The organism is Halomonas sp. MMSF_3323, from assembly GCF_030733595.1.
In the GTDB taxonomy this organism is placed as follows: Bacteria; Pseudomonadota; Gammaproteobacteria; order Pseudomonadales; family Halomonadaceae; genus Halomonas; species Halomonas litopenaei.
Window position 1 is genome coordinate 13,846 of the sequence record NZ_JASHIT010000044.1, and the last position, 21,438, is coordinate 35,283.

Genomic DNA, 21,438 nt, shown 5'->3' on the forward strand with positions numbered 1-21,438 from the left:
CGGCAAGCGGCGCAATCAGTTTTCGGTTTTCTAGCAAAGCCATCGCCTGCACCACGCCGGCAGCCTCGCCTACCCCGACCCTGTCGCCACGGCTGCGACTTGCGCCCGACATAAAAAAGCGCTACCGAAGGAGGACGGTAGCGCCAATGGGCGATGCAAAGAGATGAGGCTCAGCCTTTAGACAAGCCTTAGGCGCTGTCCGAAAAGTCGACGAGCGAAGGTTAGACAAGGCAAAAATCGGTGAGAAAGCGCAGTTTACGGGGTGTAAATGAGCATTTTGATCCGATTTTTAACGCCGTATTACCGAGCGCAGGCACTTTTCAGACAAGCCCTAGAACAGCAGATGGGTCGCCAGCGCCACCATGGGCATGGCCACCAGGGTGCGCAGCAGGAATACCACGACCAGGTCACGCACCGTCAGCGGGATGTCCGACTCCAGCATGGCGTTGGCACTCTCGGTGAAGAAGATGATCTGCACCGACGACAGGGTGCACACGAAGAACACCGCCATGGGGTCGACGTCGGCGCCGGAGATGATGATCGCCGGCAGCGCGATCTCGGCGATCGACACCAGCACGGTGGGGGCAATGGCGCTGGCATCCGGCAGCTGAAGCGCAGAGATCAACGGCTCCACCAGCACGCCCAGGTAGTCGAATACCGGGGTGTAGGTCGCCAGCAGCAGCGCCAGGGTGGCGATGGCCAGGATGTAGGCGACGATCTTCTGGGCAAAGGTGATGGCCTCCCAGAAGCCCTTGTAGAACACATCGAGCCGAGTCTGGGAGGCGCGCTCGGCGGCGGCGCCACAGGCACGGGCCAGGATGTGTCCATCACTGGAAACCTCAAGATCCTGAGCCGTCTGGGTGTTGCCCTGATGGTAGACGTCGAGCTTGCGCGACAACGGCGGAATCCTGACCATCAGCGCCGCCAGGGTGAAGTTGATGATGAAGGAGACGATGATCATGTGCGGCAGGTAAGCCATGATGCCGCCGATGGACGCCAGCAGGGCGAAGAAGCCCAGGCTGCAGATACTGAAGTTGGTGGCAATGCTGGCCGACTCCCGCTGAGTATAGTGGCCTTCCAGATAGAGCTTGTTGGTGATGAAGATGCCCACCGCCGGGGCGGCGACGAAGGAGGCAACCGCGTCCACCGCAGACTTGCCCGGCAGACGATAGAGCGGACGCATCAAGGGCTCCATCAGGGTGCCGACAAATTCCAGGAAGCCGAACTCGGTCAGAAACAGCACAAACAGGCCGGCGATGGCCACGGTCAGAAAGACGCTGCCCCCCAGGTACAGCGCCAGCCCACCGACATCCTTGTGCAGCAGCCAGTCGGGCCCGATCTGGAACACCAGCATGAAGGTGAACACCGCCGCCAGCAGGAAGGTCAGCCCGGTCATGGTGCCATCCTTCTCATGGTAGGCGGCGACGGCTCGGCGCCATGGAGACGGCGCCCCGGAGGAAGCCACCAGGCGTGACAGCAGCCAGGTCACACACAACAGGGCGACCAGGCCAAGCGTCAGATACTCCAGGGCCCCGCCGAGCGAAGACTTCAGATAGTCGATGATGATCACCAGCGGGATCTTCAGCGAGCCATCTGCCGTCGGGAATGGGAAAAAGAAGATGCAAAGGCCAATCAGGCTGCCGACCAGCGAGGTCACGCCAGCGCTGCGTGGAGGGGCTGCCACCTTGGGATTGTTCATGTTGTGTCTCCAGTGGGGCTTGCGATGAGCACCGCCCGCGGGGGCGATGCTCGGTGGTGCCGGCGCCGTCATCGGCGCCCGCGGGATGGATGATATTCAGGGGTTGAATGGCCAGCGCCGTTAAGCACGGAACTGTGGCCAGCTGCGTCAGCGCTCGGCCAGTGCCTGGTCGAGTTCGGGCAGAGCCTGGAACAGGTCCGCGACAAGACCGTAGTCGGCGACCTGAAAGATCGGCGCCTCCTCATCCTTGTTGATGGCGACGATGACCTTCGAGTCCTTCATCCCTGCCAGGTGCTGGATGGCGCCGCTGATACCCACCGCGATATACAGCTCCGGCGCGACCACCTTGCCGGTCTGCCCCACCTGCAGGTCGTTGGCCACGAAGCCGGCGTCCACCGCCGCCCGCGACGCCCCGATGGCGCCGCCAAGGGTATCGGCGATACCTTCGAGCAGGGCAAAGTTGTCACCGCTGCCCATGCCGCGACCGCCGGAGATGACCACCCTGGCAGCGCCCAGCTCCGGGCGCTCGCTCACCGCCCGGGTCTCGCCGACAAAGTGCGAGTGCTGATTGGCGATGGTGATGTCGACGGACTCGATGGGTGCTGCGCTTGAGGCCTCGGCCACCGCCTCGAAGGCGGTGACCCGCACGGTGATGACCTTGACCGGGTCCAGACTCTGTACCGTGGCGATGGCGTTGCCGGCGTAGATCGGCCGCTTGAAGGTATCGGCGGACTCGATCGCGATGACCTCGGAGAGCTGGGCGACATCCGCAAGCGCCGCTACCCGCGGCAGCACGTTCTTGCCGCTGGTCGATGCCGCAGCCAGCACGTGGGTGTAGTCCCCGACCAGCGCCGCCACCAGATCGCCCATGGGCTCGGCCAGTTGATGGGCAAGGCTCGCCTGATCGGCCAGCCGCACCCGGCTGACGCCCTCAAGCCTTGCCGCCGCCTCGGCGATACCCGCGACGCCCTCACCGGCTACCAGCACATCGATATCGACGTCACTTGGGTCCGCTGCGGTCTGTGCGATCTGCCGGGCGGCGGCGACTACCCGCGCGGTGGCCTCGCCGAGCTGTCCTTGATGATGTTCCCCCACGACCAGAATCTTCATGCGATCACCTTGGCGACGTTCTTGAGCTTGTCCACGAGTTCGGCCACCGAGGCCACCTTGATCCCGCCCTGCCGCTCGGGCGGCGGCTCGACCGCCTTGAGCCTGAGCCGAGGGCTGACGTCGACGCCCAAGGCGTCGGGCGTGGTCACGGCCAGGGGCTTCTTCTTGGCCTTCATGATGTCCGGCAGCTTGGCGTAACGAGGCTCGTTGAGGCGCAGGTCGGTGGTGACCACCGCCGGCAGCGCCAGCGACAGGGTCTCGAGGCCGCCGTCGATCTCGCGGGTGACCTTGATCTGGCCCTGCTCTACCTCCAGGGCGGAAGCGAAGGTGCCCTGGGGCATGCCGCCGAGGGCGGCCAGCATCTGGCCGGTCTGATTGTTGTCACTGTCGATGGCCTGCTTGCCGAGCAGCACCAGCTCCGGCTGCTCCTGCTCGACGACCGCCTTGAGCAGGTGCGCCACCGCCAGCGATTCCAGCGCGACCTCGGTGTCGATGTGCAGGGCACGGTCAGCGCCGAGGGCCAGCGCCGTGCGCAACTGCTCCTGCACCGCCTTCGGCCCGGCACTGACCACCAGCACCTCACTGGCCACGCCGGCCTCCTTGAGGCGAACCGCTTGCTCCACGGCGATTTCACAGAACGGGTTCAGGGCCATCTTGACGTTGGTGAGGTCAACGCCGGAGTGGTCCGGCTTGACCCGGATCTTGACGTTGTGATCAATGACGCGCTTGACCGCGACAAGGATTTTCATGGGCTATCTCCCTTGCTGGGCGGTCAGGCGGTGATGGCACGGCCGATGATGATCTTCTGGATCTCCGAGGTGCCCTCGAAGATGCGGGTGATGCGGGCGTCACGGTAGTAGCGCTCGATCGGCAGGTCGGAGATGTAGCCGTAGCCACCATGGACCTGCACCGCGGCGTCGGTGACCTTGGCTGCGGCCTCGGAGGCCACCAGCTTGGCCACCGCCGACTCCAGGCTGAAACGCTGACCGGAGTCCCGCGCGTCCGCCGCCTTGTAGGTCACCAGCTTGGCGGCCTCGAGCTGGGCGTGCATCTCGGCCAGCATCCACTGGATGCCCTGGTGCCGGCACAGCGGCTTGCCACCGACGATGCGTTCCTTCGACCAGGCCAGCGACGCATCCCGAGCGGCCCGCGAGATACCGACGCTCATCGCCGCCACCTCGACCCGACCGCGATCCAGCACCTCCATGGCGGTGGCGAATCCGGCCCCCTCCTCGCCCATCAAGGCATCCGATGGCAGCACACAGTCGAAGCCGATCTCGTAGATATGGCTACCGCGCAGGCCCAGGGTCTTCTCGGGACTCGAGAACTCGAGACCCGCGGTGTGGCGGTCGACCAGAAAGGCCGAGATGCCGCGGTGGCCCTGATCGGGGTCGGTCTTGGCGTAGACCACCAGGAAGTCGGCGAAGGCGCCGTTGGTGATGTAGTGCTTGGTGCCGGTCAGGTGCCAGCCGTCGCTGGTGCGTACCGCCCGGGTGCGCATCTCGGCGGGATTGGAGCCGGCCCCGGGTTCGGTCAGGGCGAAGGCGCCCAGCTTCTCGCCGCTGGCACACTGGGGAAGCAGCGCCTGCTTCTGATCCTCGGTGGCGCCGATCAGCACCGAGTCGGTGGCCAGAAAGTGAGCGGTCAGCGATGAACAGGTGGCCGCGCAGTGGTAGGCGATCTCTTCCACCGCCAGCGACATGGCGATGCTCGAGATCTCCACACCGCCATACTGCTCGGGCAGGTTCATGCCCCAGAAGCCCAGCTCGCCCAGGGCGTCGAGGCTCTCGCGGCAGAACTCCCGCGTTTCGTCGTAGCGCGCCGCATTGGTCTTGAGCACCTCAGCGCAGACGCGGTGAGCGGCGTCCTGGAAGGCGATGTCATCTTCATTGAAGGTAAAGTTCATGCGTCGATCTCCTTGTCGAGGTGCTGTGATTCGAGACAGGCGTTGTGTTGGCCAAGCGTCGGCGCGGGGCGATCGCAGACGACCCGTCGGCCATTGAAGAACACCGGTTGAGCCGGCGAGCGCCAGTGCCCCATATCGAGCAGCAGCTGGCGGTCTTCGGCATGCCGGGATTCGGCAAGCTGGGCGATGTTCCAGATCGGAGACGCCGGCACTCCCGCCTGATCGAGACGCGCGCAGACCTCCTCCACGGTGAACTGGCCGGTCCAGTCTTCGATCAGCGACTTGAGTTCGGCCTGGTGGAGACAGCGCTGCTCGTCGTCGACAAAGCGCGCATCCTCGGCGAGCTCTGGCGCCTGCATGCACTCAACCAGGCGAGAAAACAGCGTGTTGTTGATCACCGCGATGATTACCTGGCCATCGTTGGCCTCGAAGCTGTCGAAGGGCGCCGACAGCGGATGGCGGTTGCCGATAGGAAAAGGCGCCTGGCCGCTGGCGACGAACTGCGCCAGGTTGGTGACCTGCATCGAGAACAGGCAATCGAGCATGGACACATCCAGGTGACAGCCCTGGCGCTCGGGGTCACGTTCACGGGCGAACAACGCCGCCGCGATCGACCAGCTGGCGAACATTCCGGCGCACACATCTCCCAGCGACTCGCCGATGCGGGTCGGCATGCCGCCATCGGGACCGGTGGCCGCCATCATGCCCGACAGCGCCTGGGCGATGATGTCGTAGGCCGGCTTGGCGCGCATGGCACCGCTCTGACCGAAGCCGGAGATCGAGCAGTAGATGAGACGGGGGTAGCGCGCACGCAGCGTCGCCTCGTCGATTCCCAGGCGCTCGGTAACCCCGGGCCGAAAGTTCTCCACCACCACGTCGGCGCGCTCGCAAAGCCGATGAAAGCGCTCGAGGTCCTGGGGGTCCTTTAGATTCAGACACAGGCTCTTCTTGCCACGGTTGAGCATCGAGAAGTACAGGCTTTCGCCCTCGACGTAAGGTGCAATATGACGGCTGTCATCGCCCTGCCCCGACTCGACCTTGACCACTTCGGCGCCCAGGTCGGCCAGCATGGCGGTGCAGTAGGGCCCGGCGAGCACCCGGGACAGGTCGAGGACGGTGATCCCCTTGAGTGGTTGCATAGCGTCTTGCCTCCGGTCTTGTTGTTGGCAGTGACATCGAGCGCTGACGGCCGCTCAATATGTATATACATATCTATCGCTAAAGTGACCGGCTTTCCACCCAAACATTCTTACCCCTTCCTCACACAAAACCACAATAGATTGTTTTATAATGTATTTTCAAAAAAACCCCAGACTCTTCCTCGACCAAAGTCTGATGAAAAAAGACGAAACGAGACGCTTGCAGCACAAATTGGTATATACATCTGGAGACGCTATCGGCCCACCCCGGCATCGAAGGCTCTAGCCGTAGAACATCCGGAAGCCTGGCATCGAGGGCAACGCCAGGGAGGTCTGGAGTGAGGGGCATCAAACGTTCGTCAGCGCTGCCGGAAGAGATCGAAGGAACAGCCAGGAGAGAGACAGGAGGAACAGTCAGGAGGAACAGTCAGGAGGAACAGTCAGGAGGAACAGTCAGGAGGAACAGTCAGGAGGAACAGCCAGGAGGGAAAGCCAGGAGGGACAGGTGGCAGGAGAGCCTGGAAGAACAGATGGGCGAGAAGAACAACGGTGGAAAGCTCAGGCACTGCATGGCACGGCGCCTCAGCTAGGGCTTGTCTGAAAAGTGCCTGCGCTCGGTAATACGGCGTTAAAAATCGGCTGGTGCGCCAGCCCGGTCAAAATGCTCATTTACACCCCGTAAACTGCGCTTTCTCACCGATTTTTGCCTTGTCTAACCTTCGCTCGTCGACTTTTCGGACAGCGCCTAGAACCATAGCCACAACAAAGGCGTGTCGAAGGAAGCCGCCAGCAAAAGAGCGACAAAACGCGAAGGGGGACGTCAGGTATTGCGGGAGGCGTTCAGCTTGTAGCGCTTGCCGGGATGCAGAAGCTGGGTGTAGCTGATCAACAGCTCTCCTGACCAGGTACGCCGCACCACCAGCAGGCAGGCATCGCTGGGAGACATCTCCAGCAGCGCCGCCTCCTCGTCACTTGGCAGCATCGCCTCGACGCTGTTCTCGACATCGGTGACCGGATAGCGCGCCACCAGGATGGCGTTGGGCGTCTGGCGCTCGAAGTCCTGCTGCAGGTAGTCCGGCGCCAGCTTCGGGTTGACGTGGCGTCGCTCGAGCTGGATCGCCACGCCATTTTCCCGATGCACGATCTCGGAGTAGAACACCCGGGTCCCGGTCCTCACCCCCAGAAAGACGGCGACCTCTTCGGATGCGGCCACCTCCTTCAAGGCGATGATCTGGCTTGAGTGCTCGCCGCCTCGCAGGCGGATCTCGTCGGCGATATTGCGGATGTCGAACAGCGACGATTCAGACTTGCGCTGACTGACGAAGGTACCGGACCCCACCCGGCGCACCAGCAAGCCCTTCTGTACCAGATCGCGTATGGCCTTGTTGGCGGTCATGCGGCTGACCCCAAACTGGGTGGCCAGCGCATTCTCGGCAGGGATTCGATCACCGGCGACGTAGGCCCCGCTCTCGATCTCGGACAGCAGATATTCCTTTATTCTTGCGTAGCTGGGCCGCGAGCTTGCCATGCAACGTCCTGTGGGCAATGGGAAACGCCAAGTGTAGTCATGTCTCTGACGCCAAGGAAAGCGAAAACCTGTCGCCATCTGAGCCAGTCATTGTCCGGGAATTCCGAATAGTGTGTTTGGCGGCCGCCGGTGTTTCACGACTCCATAGCACGCTAAGGTGTTGCCATTGATGAACACCTAACGGGAGATCCCATGAAAGCTATCGGTTACCACGCCCCCGGCCCCATCGACCGCGACGACGCCCTGGTCGATCTGACCCTCGACACGCCTCAAGCCAGCGGCTTTGACCTGCTGGTCAAGGTCGAGGCGATTTCGGTCAACCCGGTGGACGTCAAGATTCGCCAGGCCCGCGCACCCGAAGAAGGCCAGCCTGCGGTAATTGGCTGGGACGCGGTCGGCGAGGTGGTCGCCGTCGGCGACCAGGCCTCACGCTTCGCCGTGGGCGACCAGGTCTGGTACGCCGGCGATATCTCCCGCCCGGGCACCAACAGCGAGTACCACCTGGTCGACGAGCGCATCGTCGGGCATGCGCCTCGCTCCATCCCCACCGCCCAGGCAGCGGCGCTGCCGCTCACCACCCTGACCGCCTTCGAGATGCTGTTCGATCGCCTGCGGGTGCTTGATCCGGTCCCCGGTGCCGCCCGTGCGGTGCTGGTGATCGGCGGTGCCGGCGGCGTGGGTTCCATCACCATCCAGCTGTTGCGTGCCTTGACCGACCTGCAGATCATCGCCACCGCCTCACGCCCGGAGACCCAGGCCTGGGTGAAGGAACTCGGCGCCCACCATGTGATCGACCACAGCCAACCGCTGCCCGAACAGGTCGAGGCGCTGGGCCTGGGTGCGCCAGCCTTCGTCTTCTCGACCAACTATTCGGAGCACTATGCCCCCCAGGTGGCCGAGTTGATCGCCCCCCAGGGCCGCTTCGGGCTGATCGATGACCCAGAGACGCTGAACATCACGCCGTTCAAGCCCAAGGCGGTGTCGATCCACTGGGAGCTGATGTTTACCCGCGCGCTCTTCACCACCGACGACATCGCCCGCCAGGGCGAGATCCTCGACAAGGTGGCGGGGCTGATCGACACGGATCGGATTCGCTCCACCGCCACCGACAGCTACGGCACCATCAACGCCGACAACCTCAAGCGCGCCCATGCGCTGATCGAGAGTGGCAAGGCCAAGGGCAAGATCGTGCTCGAAGGTTTTTAAGGCGCAGACGAAAAGACGCCCGCCCCGCTCGGCAGTGCCGAACGGGGGGGGCGTCTTGCGCAGCGAAGACGGTCCGATCGAATCGATACCACGATCCGCATCAGTCGAGCTCCAGAACCTCGGACTCGAACCTCGGCCTCGCACCTTCCACTCTGCGGTCAGGACAGGCGTTCGCGGAAGTCCTGATAGCCGAACTCGCGGATCACCCTGAGCTCACCGGTCTCTGAGTTCCACACCGCAATGGCCGGCAGGCGCGTGCCATTGAAGGTGGTGGTCTTGACCATGGTGTAGTGGGACATGTCCTTGAAGATCAGCTTCTGACCGATCTCAAGCGGCTCGGGGAAGCTGTAGTCGCCGATCACGTCCCCGGCCAGACAGGTCAGCCCGCCCAGTCGGTAGGTTTGCGGGTACTCGCCTGGCTCCCCCGCCCCCAGCAGACCAGGGCGGTAGGGCATCTCCAGCACGTCCGGCATATGGCAGGTGGCCGAGGTGTCGAGGATCGCCTGGTTCAGCGCATTGAAGCTCGTGTCCAGCACCGTGGTCACCAGCACCCCGGAACCGATGGCAATCGCCTCGCCGGGCTCCAGATAGACCTGCACCTGGTGACGCTCGGCGAAGTCACGCACGCAGCGGATCAGGTCGTCGCGCTGGTAGTCGGGACGGGTGATATGGTGGCCACCGCCGAAGTTGACCCACTGCATGCGCCCGAGCAGATGGCCGAAGCGCTCTTCCACCGCCGCCAGGGTACGCTCGAGCGGCGGGAAGTCATGCTCGCACAGGGTATGGAAGTGCAGGCCGCTGATGCCGTCGAGGCTCTGCTCGTCGAGCTCGGACAACGGGATACCGAGCCGCGACCCCGGTGCGCAGGGATCATAGATCGGCACATCGCCCTCGGAGTGCTCCGGATTGATGCGCAGCCCGAAGCGCAGCCCCGGACGACGCGCCAGCGCCTCGCGCACCAGCGGCTGGGCCCGCCGCCACTGGGCCGAGCTGTTGAACACCACATGGTCGGCGATCTTGAGGATCTCGGCCAGATCGGCGTCGCTGTAGGCGGCACCGAAGACGTGGACCTCGCCACCATAGTGCTCACGCCCGAGCTGCGCCTCGTGCAGGCCGCTGGCGCAGGTGCCGCTCAAGTAGCGCGACACCATCGGCGCGAAGTGCCACATGCTGAAGGCCTTGAGCGCCGACAGCACCTTGGCACCGCTGGCCTCGGCGACCTCGGCGAGGATCGCCAGGTTGCGCTCCACCGCCACCTCGTCGACGACGTAGCAGGGTGACGGCAGCGCTTCGGCGTCCAGCCGCGTGATATCCGTGAACTGAAGGATCTCCACGCCTTAGAGGTCCTCGCCCTTCTGCACGTCCAGACGGAACGACGGATCCAGCTCGATGACCTTCCACGGCAGACCGTACTCGTTCATGTCGGCCATGAACGGATCGGGATCGCACTGTTCCATGTTCCACACGCCCGGACGCTTCCAGTGGCCCTCGAGGATCATCTTGGCGCCGATCATCGCCGGCACGCCGGTGGTGTAGGAGATCGCCTGGGACTTCACCTCGGCGTAGCAGTCCTGGTGGTCGCAGATGTTGTACAGGTACATGACCTTTTCCTGGCCATCCTTCTTGCCGCGCACCACGGTGCCGATGCAGGTCTTGCCCTTGGTGCGCGGACCCAGGGTGGAGGGGTCGGGCAGCAGGCTGGCCAGGAACTGGATGGGCACGATCTGCTGGCCGTTATACTCCACCGGCTCGATGCCGGTCATGCCGACATTCTTCAGCACCTCCAGGTGCTTGAGGTAGCTGTCGCCGAAGCTCATCCAGAACTGGGCGCGCTTGAGGCTCGGGAAGTGCTTGGACAGCGACTCCAGCTCCTCGTGGTAGAGGCGGTAGATGTTGTAGTCACCGACCTCTTCGGGGCAGCTGAAACGCGCCATCTTGGACATCGGCGGCGTGGTAACGAACTCGCCATCTTCATAGTGGCGGCAGTCCGCGCTGACCTCCCGGATGTTGATCTCCGGATTGAAGTTGGTGGCGAAGGGGTAGCCATGATCGCCGCCGTTGACGTCGATGATGTCCAGCTCCTCGATCTCGTCGAAGTAGTGCTTGGCGAGATAGGCGGTGAACATGTTGGTGGCGCCCGGATCGAAGCCGCTGCCGAGCAGCGCGGTCAGGCCGGCCTGCTTGAAGCGATCCTGGTAGGCCCACTGCCACTTGTACTCGAACTTGGCGGTATCCAGCGGCTCGTAGTTGGCGGTGTCGAGGTAGTGCACGCCGGCGGCCAGGCAGGCATCCATGATGCTCAGGTCCTGGTAGGGCAGCGCCACGTTGATGACCAGCTCCGGCTTCTCGGCTTCGAGCAGGGCAGTCAGCTCGGCGACGTTGTCGGCGTCGACCTGGGCTGTGCGAATCGGGCGCGGCAACTGCTCGGCGATGGCCTTGCACTTGGACTCGGTGCGACTGGCCAACAGGATATCGGTAAACACCGATTCAAGCTGCGCACACTTGTGAGCGACGACACTGCCCACACCGCCGGCACCGATGATGATCACTTTTGACATAACAATACGCTCCCGCCTGAGTACAACGACCCGTCAAGATGGATAGGCCCGGTCGAGGTGAGCCGAATCGCGACCCACGAGGCTCGTCCACCCGACGAGCCCCCTACCCTACTACCGGACGGCGCATGCTAACCAGATTTGCCGTTTCACGCCACGGCTTTTCGCCCCTTGCCTGTGCGTCGCCGAGGTGGACGTCAAGGCGTGCCACCGACCTGGCGACAGTGTAGTCAATCACCACCAGATGACAGCTTGATGTGACGCTGTCGAGCGCCTGGTGCGAGCCCATGAACGAGCCGCCCTCACCTCGCGCCAGCACACGCCAGCACACTCCAGCTCACTCCAGCCCACTCCACCTCACGCCAGCTCACTCCACTTCAGGCCACCTGACGTCACTTGCCCCAGGCGCTACCCGACGCTACAGAGCGCGCACGCCACCCATCAATCCACAAAAAAAAGACTACGTAGTCACTAAATTAAACTAAAGTATATTTAATTACTATTCAGCAACTTACTTCACATACATGGATCATGGAATTTTCTATTGTTGAATACGTATGTCGTTTGGATTTACAAGTGTGCACTCCGCAGCGCCACCACCTCGAGCGCCGCCGATTGCCCCTCGCTGCCGGCCAGGGGCTCACAACGACAACAGGAGAGCTCCATGCGCCACTTTCACCCCCTTCCCTTCAGCCTGACCGCCCTGACCGCCGCTGTCGGTCTTGGCCTGTCCGCTACCGCCCTGGCCCAGCAGGAACGCACCATCGACGTCAGCCTGCCGCTGGGACCCGAGTCACAGCAGGGCATCGGTATCCTCAAGTTCGGCGAGGAACTTGAGCGCCTGTCGGATGGCCGTCTGACCATCGAACCTCACTACGACAACGCCCTGGGCGCCGAACGTGAGGTCATCGAAGGCATGGGGCTTGGCATCATCGACGCCGGCATCGCCTCTACCGGTCCCATGGGCGGTTTTGTCGACGAGTTCCTGCTGTTTGACCTGCCCTACATCTTCGAGGACCACGAGCACGCCTACGGCTTCCTCGACAGCGAACACGGCGAACAGCTCGCTCAACTCGCCGAAGAGCAGATGAACGTCAAGTTCCTGGCCTGGATGGAAAACGGCTTCCGCCACAACACCAACTCGGTACGCCCGCTCGAGCACCCGAGCGATCTCGACGGCATCAATCACCGCACCCAGGAAAGCCGCGTTCAGGTGGACACCTGGGAAGCGCTGGGCGCCAACGCCACGCCGATGGCCTGGACCGAGGTCTACACCGCGCTGCAGCAGGGGGTCATGGACAGCCAGGAAAACCCGCTGGCCACCATCTACGACGTCAACTTCTACGAGGTCCAGGACTACCTGAACATCACCCAGCACGTCTATTCGCCGGCGCCGCTGATGATGAGCCTGAACCTGTTCAACTCGTTCAGCAAAGAAGATCAGCAGATCATCCTCGAAGCCGCGCAGATCGCACTGCCGGTGCAGCGTGAGGCCAGCCAGGAGCTGGAGCAGCGCTACAAGGGCGAACTGGCGGAACTCGGCATGACCGTGACCGAGCCGGACCTGGGCCCCTTCCGTGAGGCCGTCCGTCCGGTGATCGACAAGTGGGCACCGACCGTGGGCGAGGACCTGGTCGACGCCGCGATCAACTTCGACCACTAAGCAACAAGGCGCCCGCCGAGCCCATGGCAAGGCGGGCGCCGTCTCTTCCTGCGAGGCATCCCATGCAATCCTTCCTGCAATTCGTCAACGCCGGGATCGGGCACTTCAACCGCTTGATCGGCTGGGGCCTGGCGCTGCTGCTGCTGGTCATGACCGTACTGATCTTCTGGCAAGTCTTCGCCCGATTCGTGGTCGGCAGTCCCTTGTTCTTCTCCGACGAGATCGCGCGCTTTTCGATGCTCTGGCTGACCTTTATCGGTGCCGGCTACGCCTACCGCAAGGGCACCCTGATTTCGGTCGACATCGTGCTGGAGTATTGCGGTGAACGCGTGGGCCGCCTGATGCGCATCCTGGTTGTGCTGTGCTCGGCGGTGTTCGCCTTCGTCATGATCAAGTACGGCTTCGAGCTGGTCGGCCGGGTCTCCAGCCAGACCGCCCCCAGCACCCGTATTTCGATGATGTGGCCTTACCTCGCCATCCCGGCAGGCGGCATCGTGATCATGGTCAATAGCCTCGGCCTGCTGATCGACGAAGCCCTGGGCCAACCGGTCCACCACCATCAGGAGGTGAACTGACCATGGCACTGTTACTGTTCGTCCTGCTGATTTCCCTGTTCATTCTTGGCGTCCCCATCGCCTTCTCGCTGGGCTTGGCCTCGGCCATCACCGTCTGGCATGGCGACCTGATGCCGATGCTGATCGTCGCCCAGCAGATGCTGGCCTCGGTCAATTCCTTTCCGTTGATGGCGATCCCGTTCTTCATCCTGGCGGGCTACCTGATGCAGGGTGGCGGCATCTCCAAGCGTCTGGTCGACTTTTCCAACACTCTGGTGGGCAGCATGACCGGCGGCCTGGCCATGGTGGCCATCGTCACGTCGCTGTTCTTCGCGGCGATCTCCGGCTCCGGCGCCGCCACCACCGCCGCGATCGGCGCCATCCTGATTCCCGCCATGCTGTCCAAGGGCTATCCCGGTGGCTACGCCGCCGCCAACCAGGCCGCCTCCGGCGCCCTCGGCGTGATCATCCCGCCCAGCATCCCGCTGATTCTCTACGGCATCGCCGCCAACGTTTCGGTGGGCGACATGTTCATCGCCGGTATTCTGCCGGGCATCCTGGTGACCCTGACCCTGCTGGTGTTTGCCTACTTCTTTGCCCGTGCCAATGGGCTTGGCGGCGGAGAAAAAAGCTCGCTCGGCGACGTCTTTCGCGCCGGTAAAAAGGCGATTCTGGCCATCCTGATGCCGGTGATCATCCTCGGTGGCATCTATGGGGGTGTCTTTACGCCCACCGAAGCCGCCGTCATCGCGGTCGCCTACTCCTTCGTCATCGGCACGCTGATCTACCGCGAGATCAAGTTCGCAAGCCTGGTCGGCATCCTCAAGCAATCCGCCGTGACCACCGCGGTGGTGCTCAGCATCATCGGCGCCGCCGGGCTCTATGGGCGCATCCTGCAAAGCCTGCGGGTCCCCGACATGATCTCGGACTTCGTGATCTCGGCCATCGACAGCCCGCTTCTGTTCATCCTGCTGGCGAACCTGTTGCTGCTTCTGGCCGGCATGTTCATCGAAGCCGCCGCCGCCATCCTGATCTTCGTGCCGATCCTGCTGCCGATCGCGGTGAGCTACGGCTTCGACCCGATCCACTTCGGCATCATCATGGTGGTCAACCTGGCCATGGGCATGTTCACCCCGCCGGTCGGGCTCAACCTCTTCGTCGCCTCCCAGATCACCAACATCGGCATCGCTCGTCTGACCTGGGCGGTCATGCCCTTCGTCGCGATCGTGCTCGCCAACCTTCTGATCATCAGCCTGCTGCCGGTGTTGTCCACCTGGCTGCCGTCGCTGTGACCCCACACAAGGAGAACACCATGAACGTCGTTGAAAGCCTCACCCCGCGCCAGGGACTGCGCGTGCTGGTCACCGCCGGCGCCTCCGGCATCGGCCTGGCCATCGCCAAGGCCTTCGTCCAGGCCGGCGCCAGGGTCCACGTCTGCGACATCGACAGCGAGGCCCTGGCCGCCCTGCCAGACGGCATCACCCATACCCGTTGCGACGTCAGCCGCGAGGACGAGGTCGCCCGCCTGTTCGATGACGCCCGCGCACTCGGCGGTCTCGATGTGGTGGTCAACAACGCCGGGATCGCCGGCCCCACCGCGGGCATCGACGAGATCGATCACGCAAGCTGGACCCAGACCATCGACATCAACCTGAACGGCCAGTACCGCGTCGCCCACCGCGCCGCGCCGCTGCTGCGCGAAAGCCAGGGACTGCTGGTCAACCTGGCCTCGGTAGCCGGACGGCTTGGCTTCGCCTACCGCACGCCCTACGCCGCGAGCAAGTGGGCGGTGGTCGGCCTGACCAAGAGCCTGGCCTGCGAGCTCGGCCCGGACGGCGTGCGGGTCAATGCCATCCTCCCGGGCATCGTGCGCGGGCCACGCATCGAGAAGGTGATCGAGGACCGCGCCGCCAAGCGCGGCATCAGCTACGCCGAGATGGAAACGGAGAACCTGTCGAAGATCTCCATGCGGCGCATGGTCGAGCCCACCGATATCGCCGCCATGGCGCTGTTCCTGGCGGCGCCGGGGGGCACCAACATCAGCGGCCAGGCACTCAGCGTCTGCGCCAACGTCGAATCCCTGTGACCACGGAAGCCTCCTTATGACCAGACCCGTAGGTATTCTCGGCGCCGGCCTGATCGGCCGCGCCTGGGCCATCGTGTTCGCCCGAGCCGGCATCGACGTGTGCCTGCATGACGCCGCAGACGAGGCGCTCGAGCGGGCCCGCGACGCCATCGCCACCTCCCTCGACGACCTCCACCAGGCGGGGCTGATCGAGGACCCGGAGCGGGCGATGTCGCGTATCCGCTACGACAGCGACCTGGCATCGGCCATGGCCGGGGTCGGCTACGTGCAGGAGTGCGGGCCGGAAGATGTCGAGACCAAACGGCGCATCTACAGCGACCTTGAAGCCGTGGTGGCCAAGGACACGGTGCTGGCCAGTTCGACCTCCGGTATCGCCGCTTCGCGCTTCACCGATCACCTCCATCACCCTGACCGTTGCCTGGTGGCCCATCCGGTCAATCCCCCCTACCTGATCCCGCTGGTGGAAGTGGTGCCGGCGCCGGCCACCGGGCAAGCCGCGGTGGCGTCCACCATGGCGCTGATGGAGCAGGCCCGGCAGACACCGATCCTGGTCAACAAGGAAGTCCCTGGCTTCGTGCTCAATCGCCTGCAAGGCGCCCTGCTCAACGAGGCGCTGAGACTGTTCGCAGACGGGGTGTGCTCCGCCGAGGATCTGGACAAGACGGTCAAGCACGGGCTGGGCCTGCGCTGGTCGTTCATGGGGCCCTTCGAGACCATCGACCTCAATGCGCCCGATGGCGTGGTCGACTATGGCAACCGCTATGGGCCGCTGTATCGCGACGTCGACCGCGAGCGCGGTGACGACGATCCCTGGCAAGCCACGACCCTGGCGGCACTCGACCAGCAGCGCCGTCAACAACTGCCAGCCCAGCGCCTGGGCGAGCGACAGGCCTGGCGCGACCGACGCCTGATGGCGCTGATCGCCCACCAGCAGACGCTGGCAAACGATTGACCCGGGCCAACGACGGACCCAGACCAGCCACTGTCCCACCTTACCCGCCTATCCATCATTCAAGGACCCGACCCATGGCAAAGCAACGCAAGGTCATCATCACCTGCGCGGTCACCGGCGCGATCCACACCCCGTCCATGTCGCCGCACCTGCCGGTCACCCCGGAAGAGATCGCCGAGGCAGGCATCGCCGCCGCCGAGGCCGGCGCCTCGATTCTGCACCTGCATGCGCGTGATCCCGACAACGGCAAGCCGACCCAGGACCCGGCCATGTTCGAGCGCTTCCTGCCCCACATCAAGGACGCCTGCGACGCGGTCATCAACCTCACCACCGGTGGCAGTCCGCACATGACGGTGGAGGAGCGCATGCGCCCGGCCATGGAGTTCAAGCCCGAGCTTGCCTCCATGAACATGGGCTCGATCAACTTCGGGCTGTTCCCGATGCTCGACCGCTACGCGTCGCTTGAGCACCAGTGGGAGCGTGAGCACCTGGAGAACAGTCGCGACCTGGTGTTCAAGAACACCTTCGCCGACATCGAGAAGGCGATGACCCTGGGCGCCGAGAACGGTACCCGTTTCGAGTGCGAGTGCTACGACATCGGACACCTCTATTCCCTGCGCAACCTGCTCGACCGCGGCGTCATCGGCGGCCGCGTGTTCGTCCAGAGCGTGTTCGGCATCCTCGGTGGCATCGGTCCTCACCCGGAGGACGTGATCCACATGCGGCGCACCGCGGACCGGCTGTTCGGCGACGCCTACGAGTGGTCGGTGCTGGGCGCCGGCAGCAGCCAGATGCGCATCGCCGCCCAGGCCGCCGCCATGGGGGGACACGTGCGGGTCGGGCTCGAGGATTCGCTGTGGCTGGGCCCGGGCAAGCTGGCCGAGACCAACGCAAGCCAGGTCGCCAAGGTGCGCGAGATCCTCGAGGGTCTGTCGTTTGAGGTGGCGACCCCGGACGAAGCGCGTCAGATGCTGGGACTCAAGGGCGCCGACCAGGTCGGCTTCTAGGGAGACGGACGATGACCCTGTATCGACTCGGGGGCGAGGCCCCCGATATCGCCGCCAGCGCACTGGTGTTCGACGAGGCCACGCTGATCGGCGACGTACGCCTGGGTGAGCGCGTCAGCGTGTGGCCCGGGGCCGTGCTTCGTGGCGACAATGCGCCTATCGTGGTGGGAGACGACAGCAACCTGCAGGACGGCTGTGTGGTTCACTCGGACCCCGGCTATCCGGTTACCATGGGACGCCAGGTCACGGTGGGTCACCTGGCCATGCTGCACGGCTGCCGCATCGGCGATGACGTGCTGGTGGGGATGAATGCCACGGTACTCAACGGTGCCGACATCGGTGATCGATGTATCATCGGCGCCGGCGCGCTCGTCACCTCGGGCAAGCGCTTTCCCCCTGGCTCGTTGATCGTCGGCAGTCCAGCCAAGGTGGTCAGAGAACTGACCGAGGACGAGATACAGTCGGTGCGCGAAAATGCCAGCGTCTACACCGACAAGATCGCCGCCTATGCGTCTCTGGAGCCTGTCGAGCCGGCGTGATCGCCGGCCATTTCTGCCACCCGACACGACATGACTCGATGAAAAAGAAATCCGTCACCTCACACGATGTCGCCCGTCTTGCCGGGGTCTCGCAGTCTGCCGTCAGCCGGACCTTTTCGCCGGATGCCAAGGTGTCGGACAAGACCCGCAAGAAGGTCATGGAAGCGGCGCGGCAACTTGGCTATCGGCCCAACACCATCGCCCGCTCTCTGATCACGCGATCGAGTCGCACCATCGCGGTGGTCGTCTACAGCCTCGAGAATCCCTTCTACAGCTATATGCTGGAAAAGGCGTCCCGCTTCTTCAAGCAGCAGGGTTACCACCTGCTGCTGTTCTCGGCGTCCAGCAGCGACGGCTTCGATGACGTGCTCGACGACATCCTGAGAAGCCAGGTCGAAGGCATCCTGATGCTGGCAATTACCCTCAATGACGACCAGGCGGCTCTGGTCTGCGACTACGGCATTCCGGTGGTAATCATCAACCGTACGGTCGACTACGCGGGCATCAGCCAGGTCGCCTGTGACAACTTCCAGGGCGGCTACTGGGCGGGCCGCCACCTGGTCTCGCTGGGCCATCGCCGCATCGCCTACCTGTCTGGCCTGGTCGATTCCTCCACCGACATCCAGCGTCGAGCAGGCTTTGTCGAGGGCCTGGCCTCCATGGGGGCCGCGCTTCACGACAGCGGCATCGGCCACTATCAATACACCAGCGCCTGCCAGGCCACCCGGCTGCTGTTCGCCAGCACCACGCCGCCCGACGCCCTGTTTGCCGCCAACGACCTGATGGCCATCGCCGCCATGGAAGTCATCCAGAGCGAGTTCTGCCTCAAGGTGCCCGAGGACGTCTCGGTCATCGGTTTCGACGACGTGCCCATGGCCGCCTGGCCGAGCCACTCGTTGACGACCCTGCAGCAGCCGGTACAGACCATGATCATGCGTGCCACCGAATTGCTGCTGGCCCAGATCGACCAGCCGGACACCCCACCACAGCAGATCACCCTGCCAGTCACGCCGATGCTGCGCGGCAGCGTCAGGCGGCCTTCAGGCGACGTCAACGACACCTAGTGAAGCGAAGCGACCCTCTCGCCATCCGCCGACGCATGCGTGAGCATGCGCCGGCGAATGGGCCAGCGCCTATTCCACCTCGAGCTGTCCATGGTCGATCAATCGATCGAGGAAGGCGTCGCTGGATGCTCCGCCCATGCGCACGCCGGCGAGGACGATAAACTGATCGGCGCCGGCGCCGTGTGCGCCGATACCACCATCAGACTTGACCGCGATGACAGTATCGCCACCCTCCTGACTGGCGTGCAGGAAGTCCGACACCTGGTGGTCACGGGCGTCATCGAGCAGATCAGACAGATCGAGCCGATCTGCCTCGGGGTTGCGGGCGGTGTTGCCCAGGGTGAAGTCCTTGATCTCGTCCTCTGCAGGCCTGCGCACACTGCCCGCATCCCCCGCCTCGTAGCCAAAGGTGTCGGCGCCAAAGCCGCCCCACATCACGTCGCCACCGCGACCGCCGATCAGCACGTCGTCACCACCACCGCCGATCAGCACATCGCCCCCCCCCTTGCCCAAGCAGGGTATCGTTGCCGCCATCGACACGGTCTGTATCCATCAGCTCCCGGTAGTGGTCCTGGATATAGGCAATGATCTCGGCATCGCTCGCCTCGGCGCCATTGCCATGGTGAACCGACCACTTGAGGTACTCGGTCAGCCCTTCGTAGCCGAGGCCGTCGTGGCTGCCGGCGGCAAAGCTCTCGTGGGTATCGCCGTCTCTCCAGCGAAGGTGGTCGGAGTTGACGGTGTCGCCAAACAGAATATCGGCCTTCACCCCGCCGGCAAGCACATCGTCACCGAGCACCTCGAGCGGTGCGTCGGGGCCACCCTGCGCCAGCGCGGCGTTCAGTACCTCCTGGGTGTTGACGATGACCGACTCACCGGCGGGTGACGTCCACTCGGTGCCGTCCTGCAGGGTGATGGTGCGAGTCCCCTGGGTCTCGGTATTGTCGAAGATGTCCAGATAGTCCTTGCGCAGCAGACCCGCAGGATCCGGCTCCCCCGCGACCTCTTCACCGATGCCGAAGGTATGCACCTCGGACAGCCGACCGAGTTGAAGGAACTGTTGATACGCCTTGTGGACAGGGGTAAAGGCCCCCGCCACATCGCTCTCCACGATGTGTCCACCCTCCCGGTAGGCTGTCGGGAGACCATCGGTCAGGAACAGGGTCAGCGACCTGTCACCTTCATCTTCCTTTGCGACATGGTATTTTCTGGCGGCGGAGAGGGCTGCCTGATAGTTGGTGGAGCCCTGGGCCGCCGCACCGTTGACGTAAGCGATAAGGCCAGCCACGTTATGTTCGTTCAGACCATCGACCGCTCTGGGTGAATGCGCCTTGTCGTCAAAACGCACCACTTGTACGTCCACATTTCCGTCGTGACCCGCCAGACGTGTGAGCAACAGATTGACGTTCTGCTGCAATAGCTGTAGCCGACTAAGACCATCCGTGCCGGACGGCTGGCGCATGCTGCCGGACTCGTCGATCAGGATCGAGATGTTGTAGTCGACACCTGACGCAATCAATCCCTGCTTGCCGCCCAGGTCGCCGATCAGGACGTCATCACCCGGGCCGGTCGACCCATGATTATCCCCATTGTCACCGACATAGAGTTCGCCAGCTTCCCGGCCCGCCATCACATCGACCGTCAGTGACGCCGAGGTGATATCACCGTCGCCATCGGTGCCGTTGTAGTCGATCACTGCGTCACCGGCGAAGCCCTGGTGCGGGACGAAGGTCAGGGTGCTGTCGGGGTTGATGGTGACGCTGCCGACGCCAGCACCACCCTGAACGCTGGCCCTGATGACATCGCCCGGGCCATCGGCACCATGCTCATCGTTGGCCAGCACATCCACACGCACCGGCGTGCCGCTGGCGGTAGTGGCACTGTCGTCATGGGCGATTCCGCTGTCGTCATCGATGATGATCTGCACAGCTCCGTCAGCGCTGTCGCCGTCCCCATCGGTGACGGTGTAGCCCACCGTGAACTTGATATCGTCTTCAAACGTACTGCTGCGGTGGTCCAGCGGACCTTCGACAAACAACTTGTAATAGGCCGTTTCAGGGCCATGCAGTATCCAGATAACGCGGTCACCGTTGTCGTCGAAACCTTCCAGCGAACGACCGTTGCCACTGAGCTGCCAATTGATCGGGACGCCGCCGGAAGTCAGTGCCGGCAGCCCGGCGGTGTGCCAGGTGAAGGAGCTCACGCCGTCGTTACCGACGTCATAGTTCAAACGAGCGGCAGTAAAGCTCTGGAAAGTCAAGGCGTCGCCTACGCCACCTCGAATGCCGCCGGGCAGGCCCTCTTCGTCAACCACCGACCTGATCAGACCGGCGGTCGGGGTATGGTCGTGTGGACTGTCGATCGAGGTGTAGGTGCTCGCATTGTCTGTTTCGGAATCGGTATTCATGACAGTCTCCTGTCCTTGGGTGG

The 21,438-nt window shown here is 63.7% G+C and carries 19 protein-coding genes; 9 read left to right on the forward strand and 10 right to left on the reverse strand.

The window, feature by feature from the left end:
- Positions 1 to 331: 331 nt before the first annotated feature.
- From RBB39_RS19185 to hutC, 6 genes are all read right to left on the reverse strand, one after another.
- Positions 332 to 1,699: a YjiH family protein gene (locus RBB39_RS19185; RefSeq protein WP_253028508.1), complete on the reverse strand. Its 1,368-nt coding sequence runs from the start codon at positions 1,697 to 1,699 to the stop codon at positions 332 to 334.
- A 147-nt stretch (positions 1,700 to 1,846) separates the two neighbouring features.
- Positions 1,847 to 2,809, reverse strand: a complete 963-nt coding sequence (locus tag RBB39_RS19190; protein WP_253028509.1) for an electron transfer flavoprotein subunit alpha/FixB family protein — start codon at positions 2,807 to 2,809, stop codon at positions 1,847 to 1,849.
- Positions 2,806 to 3,558 (reverse strand): electron transfer flavoprotein subunit beta/FixA family protein, encoded by a 753-nt coding sequence (locus RBB39_RS19195; RefSeq protein ID WP_253028510.1) that lies wholly within the window; start codon positions 3,556 to 3,558, stop codon positions 2,806 to 2,808. The genes RBB39_RS19190 and RBB39_RS19195 overlap by 4 nt, the downstream gene beginning before the upstream one ends.
- Before the next feature lie 23 nt (positions 3,559 to 3,581).
- Positions 3,582 to 4,715 (reverse strand): acyl-CoA dehydrogenase family protein, encoded by a 1,134-nt coding sequence (locus tag RBB39_RS19200; RefSeq protein WP_253028511.1) that lies wholly within the window; start codon positions 4,713 to 4,715, stop codon positions 3,582 to 3,584.
- Positions 4,712 to 5,854, reverse strand: a complete 1,143-nt coding sequence (locus tag RBB39_RS19205; protein WP_253028512.1) for a CaiB/BaiF CoA-transferase family protein — start codon at positions 5,852 to 5,854, stop codon at positions 4,712 to 4,714. Before RBB39_RS19205 ends, RBB39_RS19200 begins: the two co-directional genes overlap by 4 nt.
- Positions 5,855 to 6,674: 820 nt before the next feature.
- Complete coding sequence (gene hutC / locus RBB39_RS19210; RefSeq protein WP_108133693.1) at positions 6,675 to 7,382, reverse strand: histidine utilization repressor; 708 nt, start codon at positions 7,380 to 7,382, stop codon at positions 6,675 to 6,677.
- 192 nt (positions 7,383 to 7,574) lie between these two features.
- Between hutC and RBB39_RS19215 the strand changes: the two genes are divergently transcribed.
- Complete coding sequence (locus RBB39_RS19215; protein ID WP_253028513.1) at positions 7,575 to 8,588, forward strand: zinc-binding alcohol dehydrogenase family protein; 1,014 nt, start codon at positions 7,575 to 7,577, stop codon at positions 8,586 to 8,588.
- A gap of 158 nt (positions 8,589 to 8,746) precedes the next feature.
- Here the strand turns inward: RBB39_RS19215 and nspC are convergent, their stop codons facing one another.
- Complete coding sequence (gene nspC / locus RBB39_RS19220; protein WP_253028514.1) at positions 8,747 to 9,922, reverse strand: carboxynorspermidine decarboxylase; 1,176 nt, start codon at positions 9,920 to 9,922, stop codon at positions 8,747 to 8,749.
- A 3-nt stretch (positions 9,923 to 9,925) separates the two neighbouring features.
- A complete protein-coding gene (locus RBB39_RS19225; protein WP_045992530.1) occupies positions 9,926 to 11,146 on the reverse strand; it encodes a saccharopine dehydrogenase family protein in 1,221 nt (406 codons plus the stop codon).
- A 661-nt stretch (positions 11,147 to 11,807) separates the two neighbouring features.
- On the opposite strand from RBB39_RS19225, the gene RBB39_RS19230 reads away from it, so the two are divergent.
- The 8 genes from RBB39_RS19230 (at position 11,808) to RBB39_RS19265 (ending at position 19,008) form a co-directional block, all read left to right on the forward strand.
- Positions 11,808 to 12,806 (forward strand): TRAP transporter substrate-binding protein, encoded by a 999-nt coding sequence (locus RBB39_RS19230; protein ID WP_108448358.1) that lies wholly within the window; start codon positions 11,808 to 11,810, stop codon positions 12,804 to 12,806.
- 62 nt (positions 12,807 to 12,868) lie between these two features.
- Positions 12,869 to 13,381, forward strand: coding sequence for a TRAP transporter small permease (locus tag RBB39_RS19235; RefSeq protein ID WP_045992527.1), 513 nt, complete (start codon positions 12,869 to 12,871; stop codon positions 13,379 to 13,381).
- Positions 13,382 to 13,383: 2 nt separating this feature from the next.
- Entirely contained in the window at positions 13,384 to 14,652 is a 1,269-nt protein-coding gene (locus tag RBB39_RS19240; protein ID WP_045992526.1) for a TRAP transporter large permease, read from the forward strand.
- Between the two features lie 20 nt (positions 14,653 to 14,672).
- Positions 14,673 to 15,446 carry an SDR family oxidoreductase gene (locus RBB39_RS19245; RefSeq protein WP_108133687.1) on the forward strand — a complete coding sequence of 258 codons (774 nt, stop codon included), beginning with the start codon at positions 14,673 to 14,675 and terminating at the stop codon, positions 15,444 to 15,446.
- 16 nt (positions 15,447 to 15,462) lie between these two features.
- Positions 15,463 to 16,398 (forward strand): 3-hydroxyacyl-CoA dehydrogenase, encoded by a 936-nt coding sequence (locus RBB39_RS19250; RefSeq protein WP_253028515.1) that lies wholly within the window; start codon positions 15,463 to 15,465, stop codon positions 16,396 to 16,398.
- Between the two features lie 74 nt (positions 16,399 to 16,472).
- Positions 16,473 to 17,405: a 3-keto-5-aminohexanoate cleavage protein gene (locus RBB39_RS19255; protein ID WP_253028516.1), complete on the forward strand. Its 933-nt coding sequence runs from the start codon at positions 16,473 to 16,475 to the stop codon at positions 17,403 to 17,405.
- 11 nt (positions 17,406 to 17,416) lie between these two features.
- Positions 17,417 to 17,944 carry a gamma carbonic anhydrase family protein gene (locus RBB39_RS19260; protein ID WP_253028517.1) on the forward strand — a complete coding sequence of 176 codons (528 nt, stop codon included), beginning with the start codon at positions 17,417 to 17,419 and terminating at the stop codon, positions 17,942 to 17,944.
- 38 nt (positions 17,945 to 17,982) lie between these two features.
- The gene (locus RBB39_RS19265; RefSeq protein ID WP_045992521.1) at positions 17,983 to 19,008 is read left to right on the forward strand and encodes a LacI family DNA-binding transcriptional regulator; all 1,026 of its coding nucleotides are present in this window, start codon (positions 17,983 to 17,985) and stop codon (positions 19,006 to 19,008) included.
- A gap of 69 nt (positions 19,009 to 19,077) precedes the next feature.
- Here the strand turns inward: RBB39_RS19265 and RBB39_RS19270 are convergent, their stop codons facing one another.
- Positions 19,078 to 19,521, reverse strand: coding sequence for a type I secretion C-terminal target domain-containing protein (locus tag RBB39_RS19270; RefSeq protein ID WP_290442686.1), 444 nt, complete (start codon positions 19,519 to 19,521; stop codon positions 19,078 to 19,080).
- A complete protein-coding gene (locus RBB39_RS19275; RefSeq protein WP_253028518.1) occupies positions 19,478 to 21,415 on the reverse strand; it encodes an Ig-like domain-containing protein in 1,938 nt (645 codons plus the stop codon). Before RBB39_RS19275 ends, RBB39_RS19270 begins: the two co-directional genes overlap by 44 nt.
- Positions 21,416 to 21,438 lie beyond the last annotated feature (23 nt).

Coding starts and splice junctions, on each gene's coding strand:
- RBB39_RS19185 (WP_253028508.1), bottom strand. CDS start 1,699: ATGAACAATCCCAAGGTGGCAGCCCCTCCACGCAGCGCTGGCGTGACC.
- RBB39_RS19190 (WP_253028509.1), bottom strand. CDS start 2,809: ATGAAGATTCTGGTCGTGGGGGAACATCATCAAGGACAGCTCGGCGAG.
- RBB39_RS19195 (WP_253028510.1), bottom strand. CDS start 3,558: ATGAAAATCCTTGTCGCGGTCAAGCGCGTCATTGATCACAACGTCAAG.
- RBB39_RS19200 (WP_253028511.1), bottom strand. CDS start 4,715: ATGAACTTTACCTTCAATGAAGATGACATCGCCTTCCAGGACGCCGCT.
- RBB39_RS19205 (WP_253028512.1), bottom strand. CDS start 5,854: ATGCAACCACTCAAGGGGATCACCGTCCTCGACCTGTCCCGGGTGCTC.
- hutC (WP_108133693.1), bottom strand. CDS start 7,382: ATGGCAAGCTCGCGGCCCAGCTACGCAAGAATAAAGGAATATCTGCTG.
- RBB39_RS19215 (WP_253028513.1), top strand. CDS start 7,575: ATGAAAGCTATCGGTTACCACGCCCCCGGCCCCATCGACCGCGACGAC.
- RBB39_RS19225 (WP_045992530.1), bottom strand. CDS start 11,146: ATGTCAAAAGTGATCATCATCGGTGCCGGCGGTGTGGGCAGTGTCGTC.
- RBB39_RS19230 (WP_108448358.1), top strand. CDS start 11,808: ATGCGCCACTTTCACCCCCTTCCCTTCAGCCTGACCGCCCTGACCGCC.
- RBB39_RS19235 (WP_045992527.1), top strand. CDS start 12,869: ATGCAATCCTTCCTGCAATTCGTCAACGCCGGGATCGGGCACTTCAAC.
- RBB39_RS19240 (WP_045992526.1), top strand. CDS start 13,384: ATGGCACTGTTACTGTTCGTCCTGCTGATTTCCCTGTTCATTCTTGGC.
- RBB39_RS19245 (WP_108133687.1), top strand. CDS start 14,673: ATGAACGTCGTTGAAAGCCTCACCCCGCGCCAGGGACTGCGCGTGCTG.
- RBB39_RS19250 (WP_253028515.1), top strand. CDS start 15,463: ATGACCAGACCCGTAGGTATTCTCGGCGCCGGCCTGATCGGCCGCGCC.
- RBB39_RS19255 (WP_253028516.1), top strand. CDS start 16,473: ATGGCAAAGCAACGCAAGGTCATCATCACCTGCGCGGTCACCGGCGCG.
- RBB39_RS19260 (WP_253028517.1), top strand. CDS start 17,417: ATGACCCTGTATCGACTCGGGGGCGAGGCCCCCGATATCGCCGCCAGC.
- RBB39_RS19265 (WP_045992521.1), top strand. CDS start 17,983: ATGAAAAAGAAATCCGTCACCTCACACGATGTCGCCCGTCTTGCCGGG.
- RBB39_RS19275 (WP_253028518.1), bottom strand. CDS start 21,415: ATGAATACCGATTCCGAAACAGACAATGCGAGCACCTACACCTCGATC.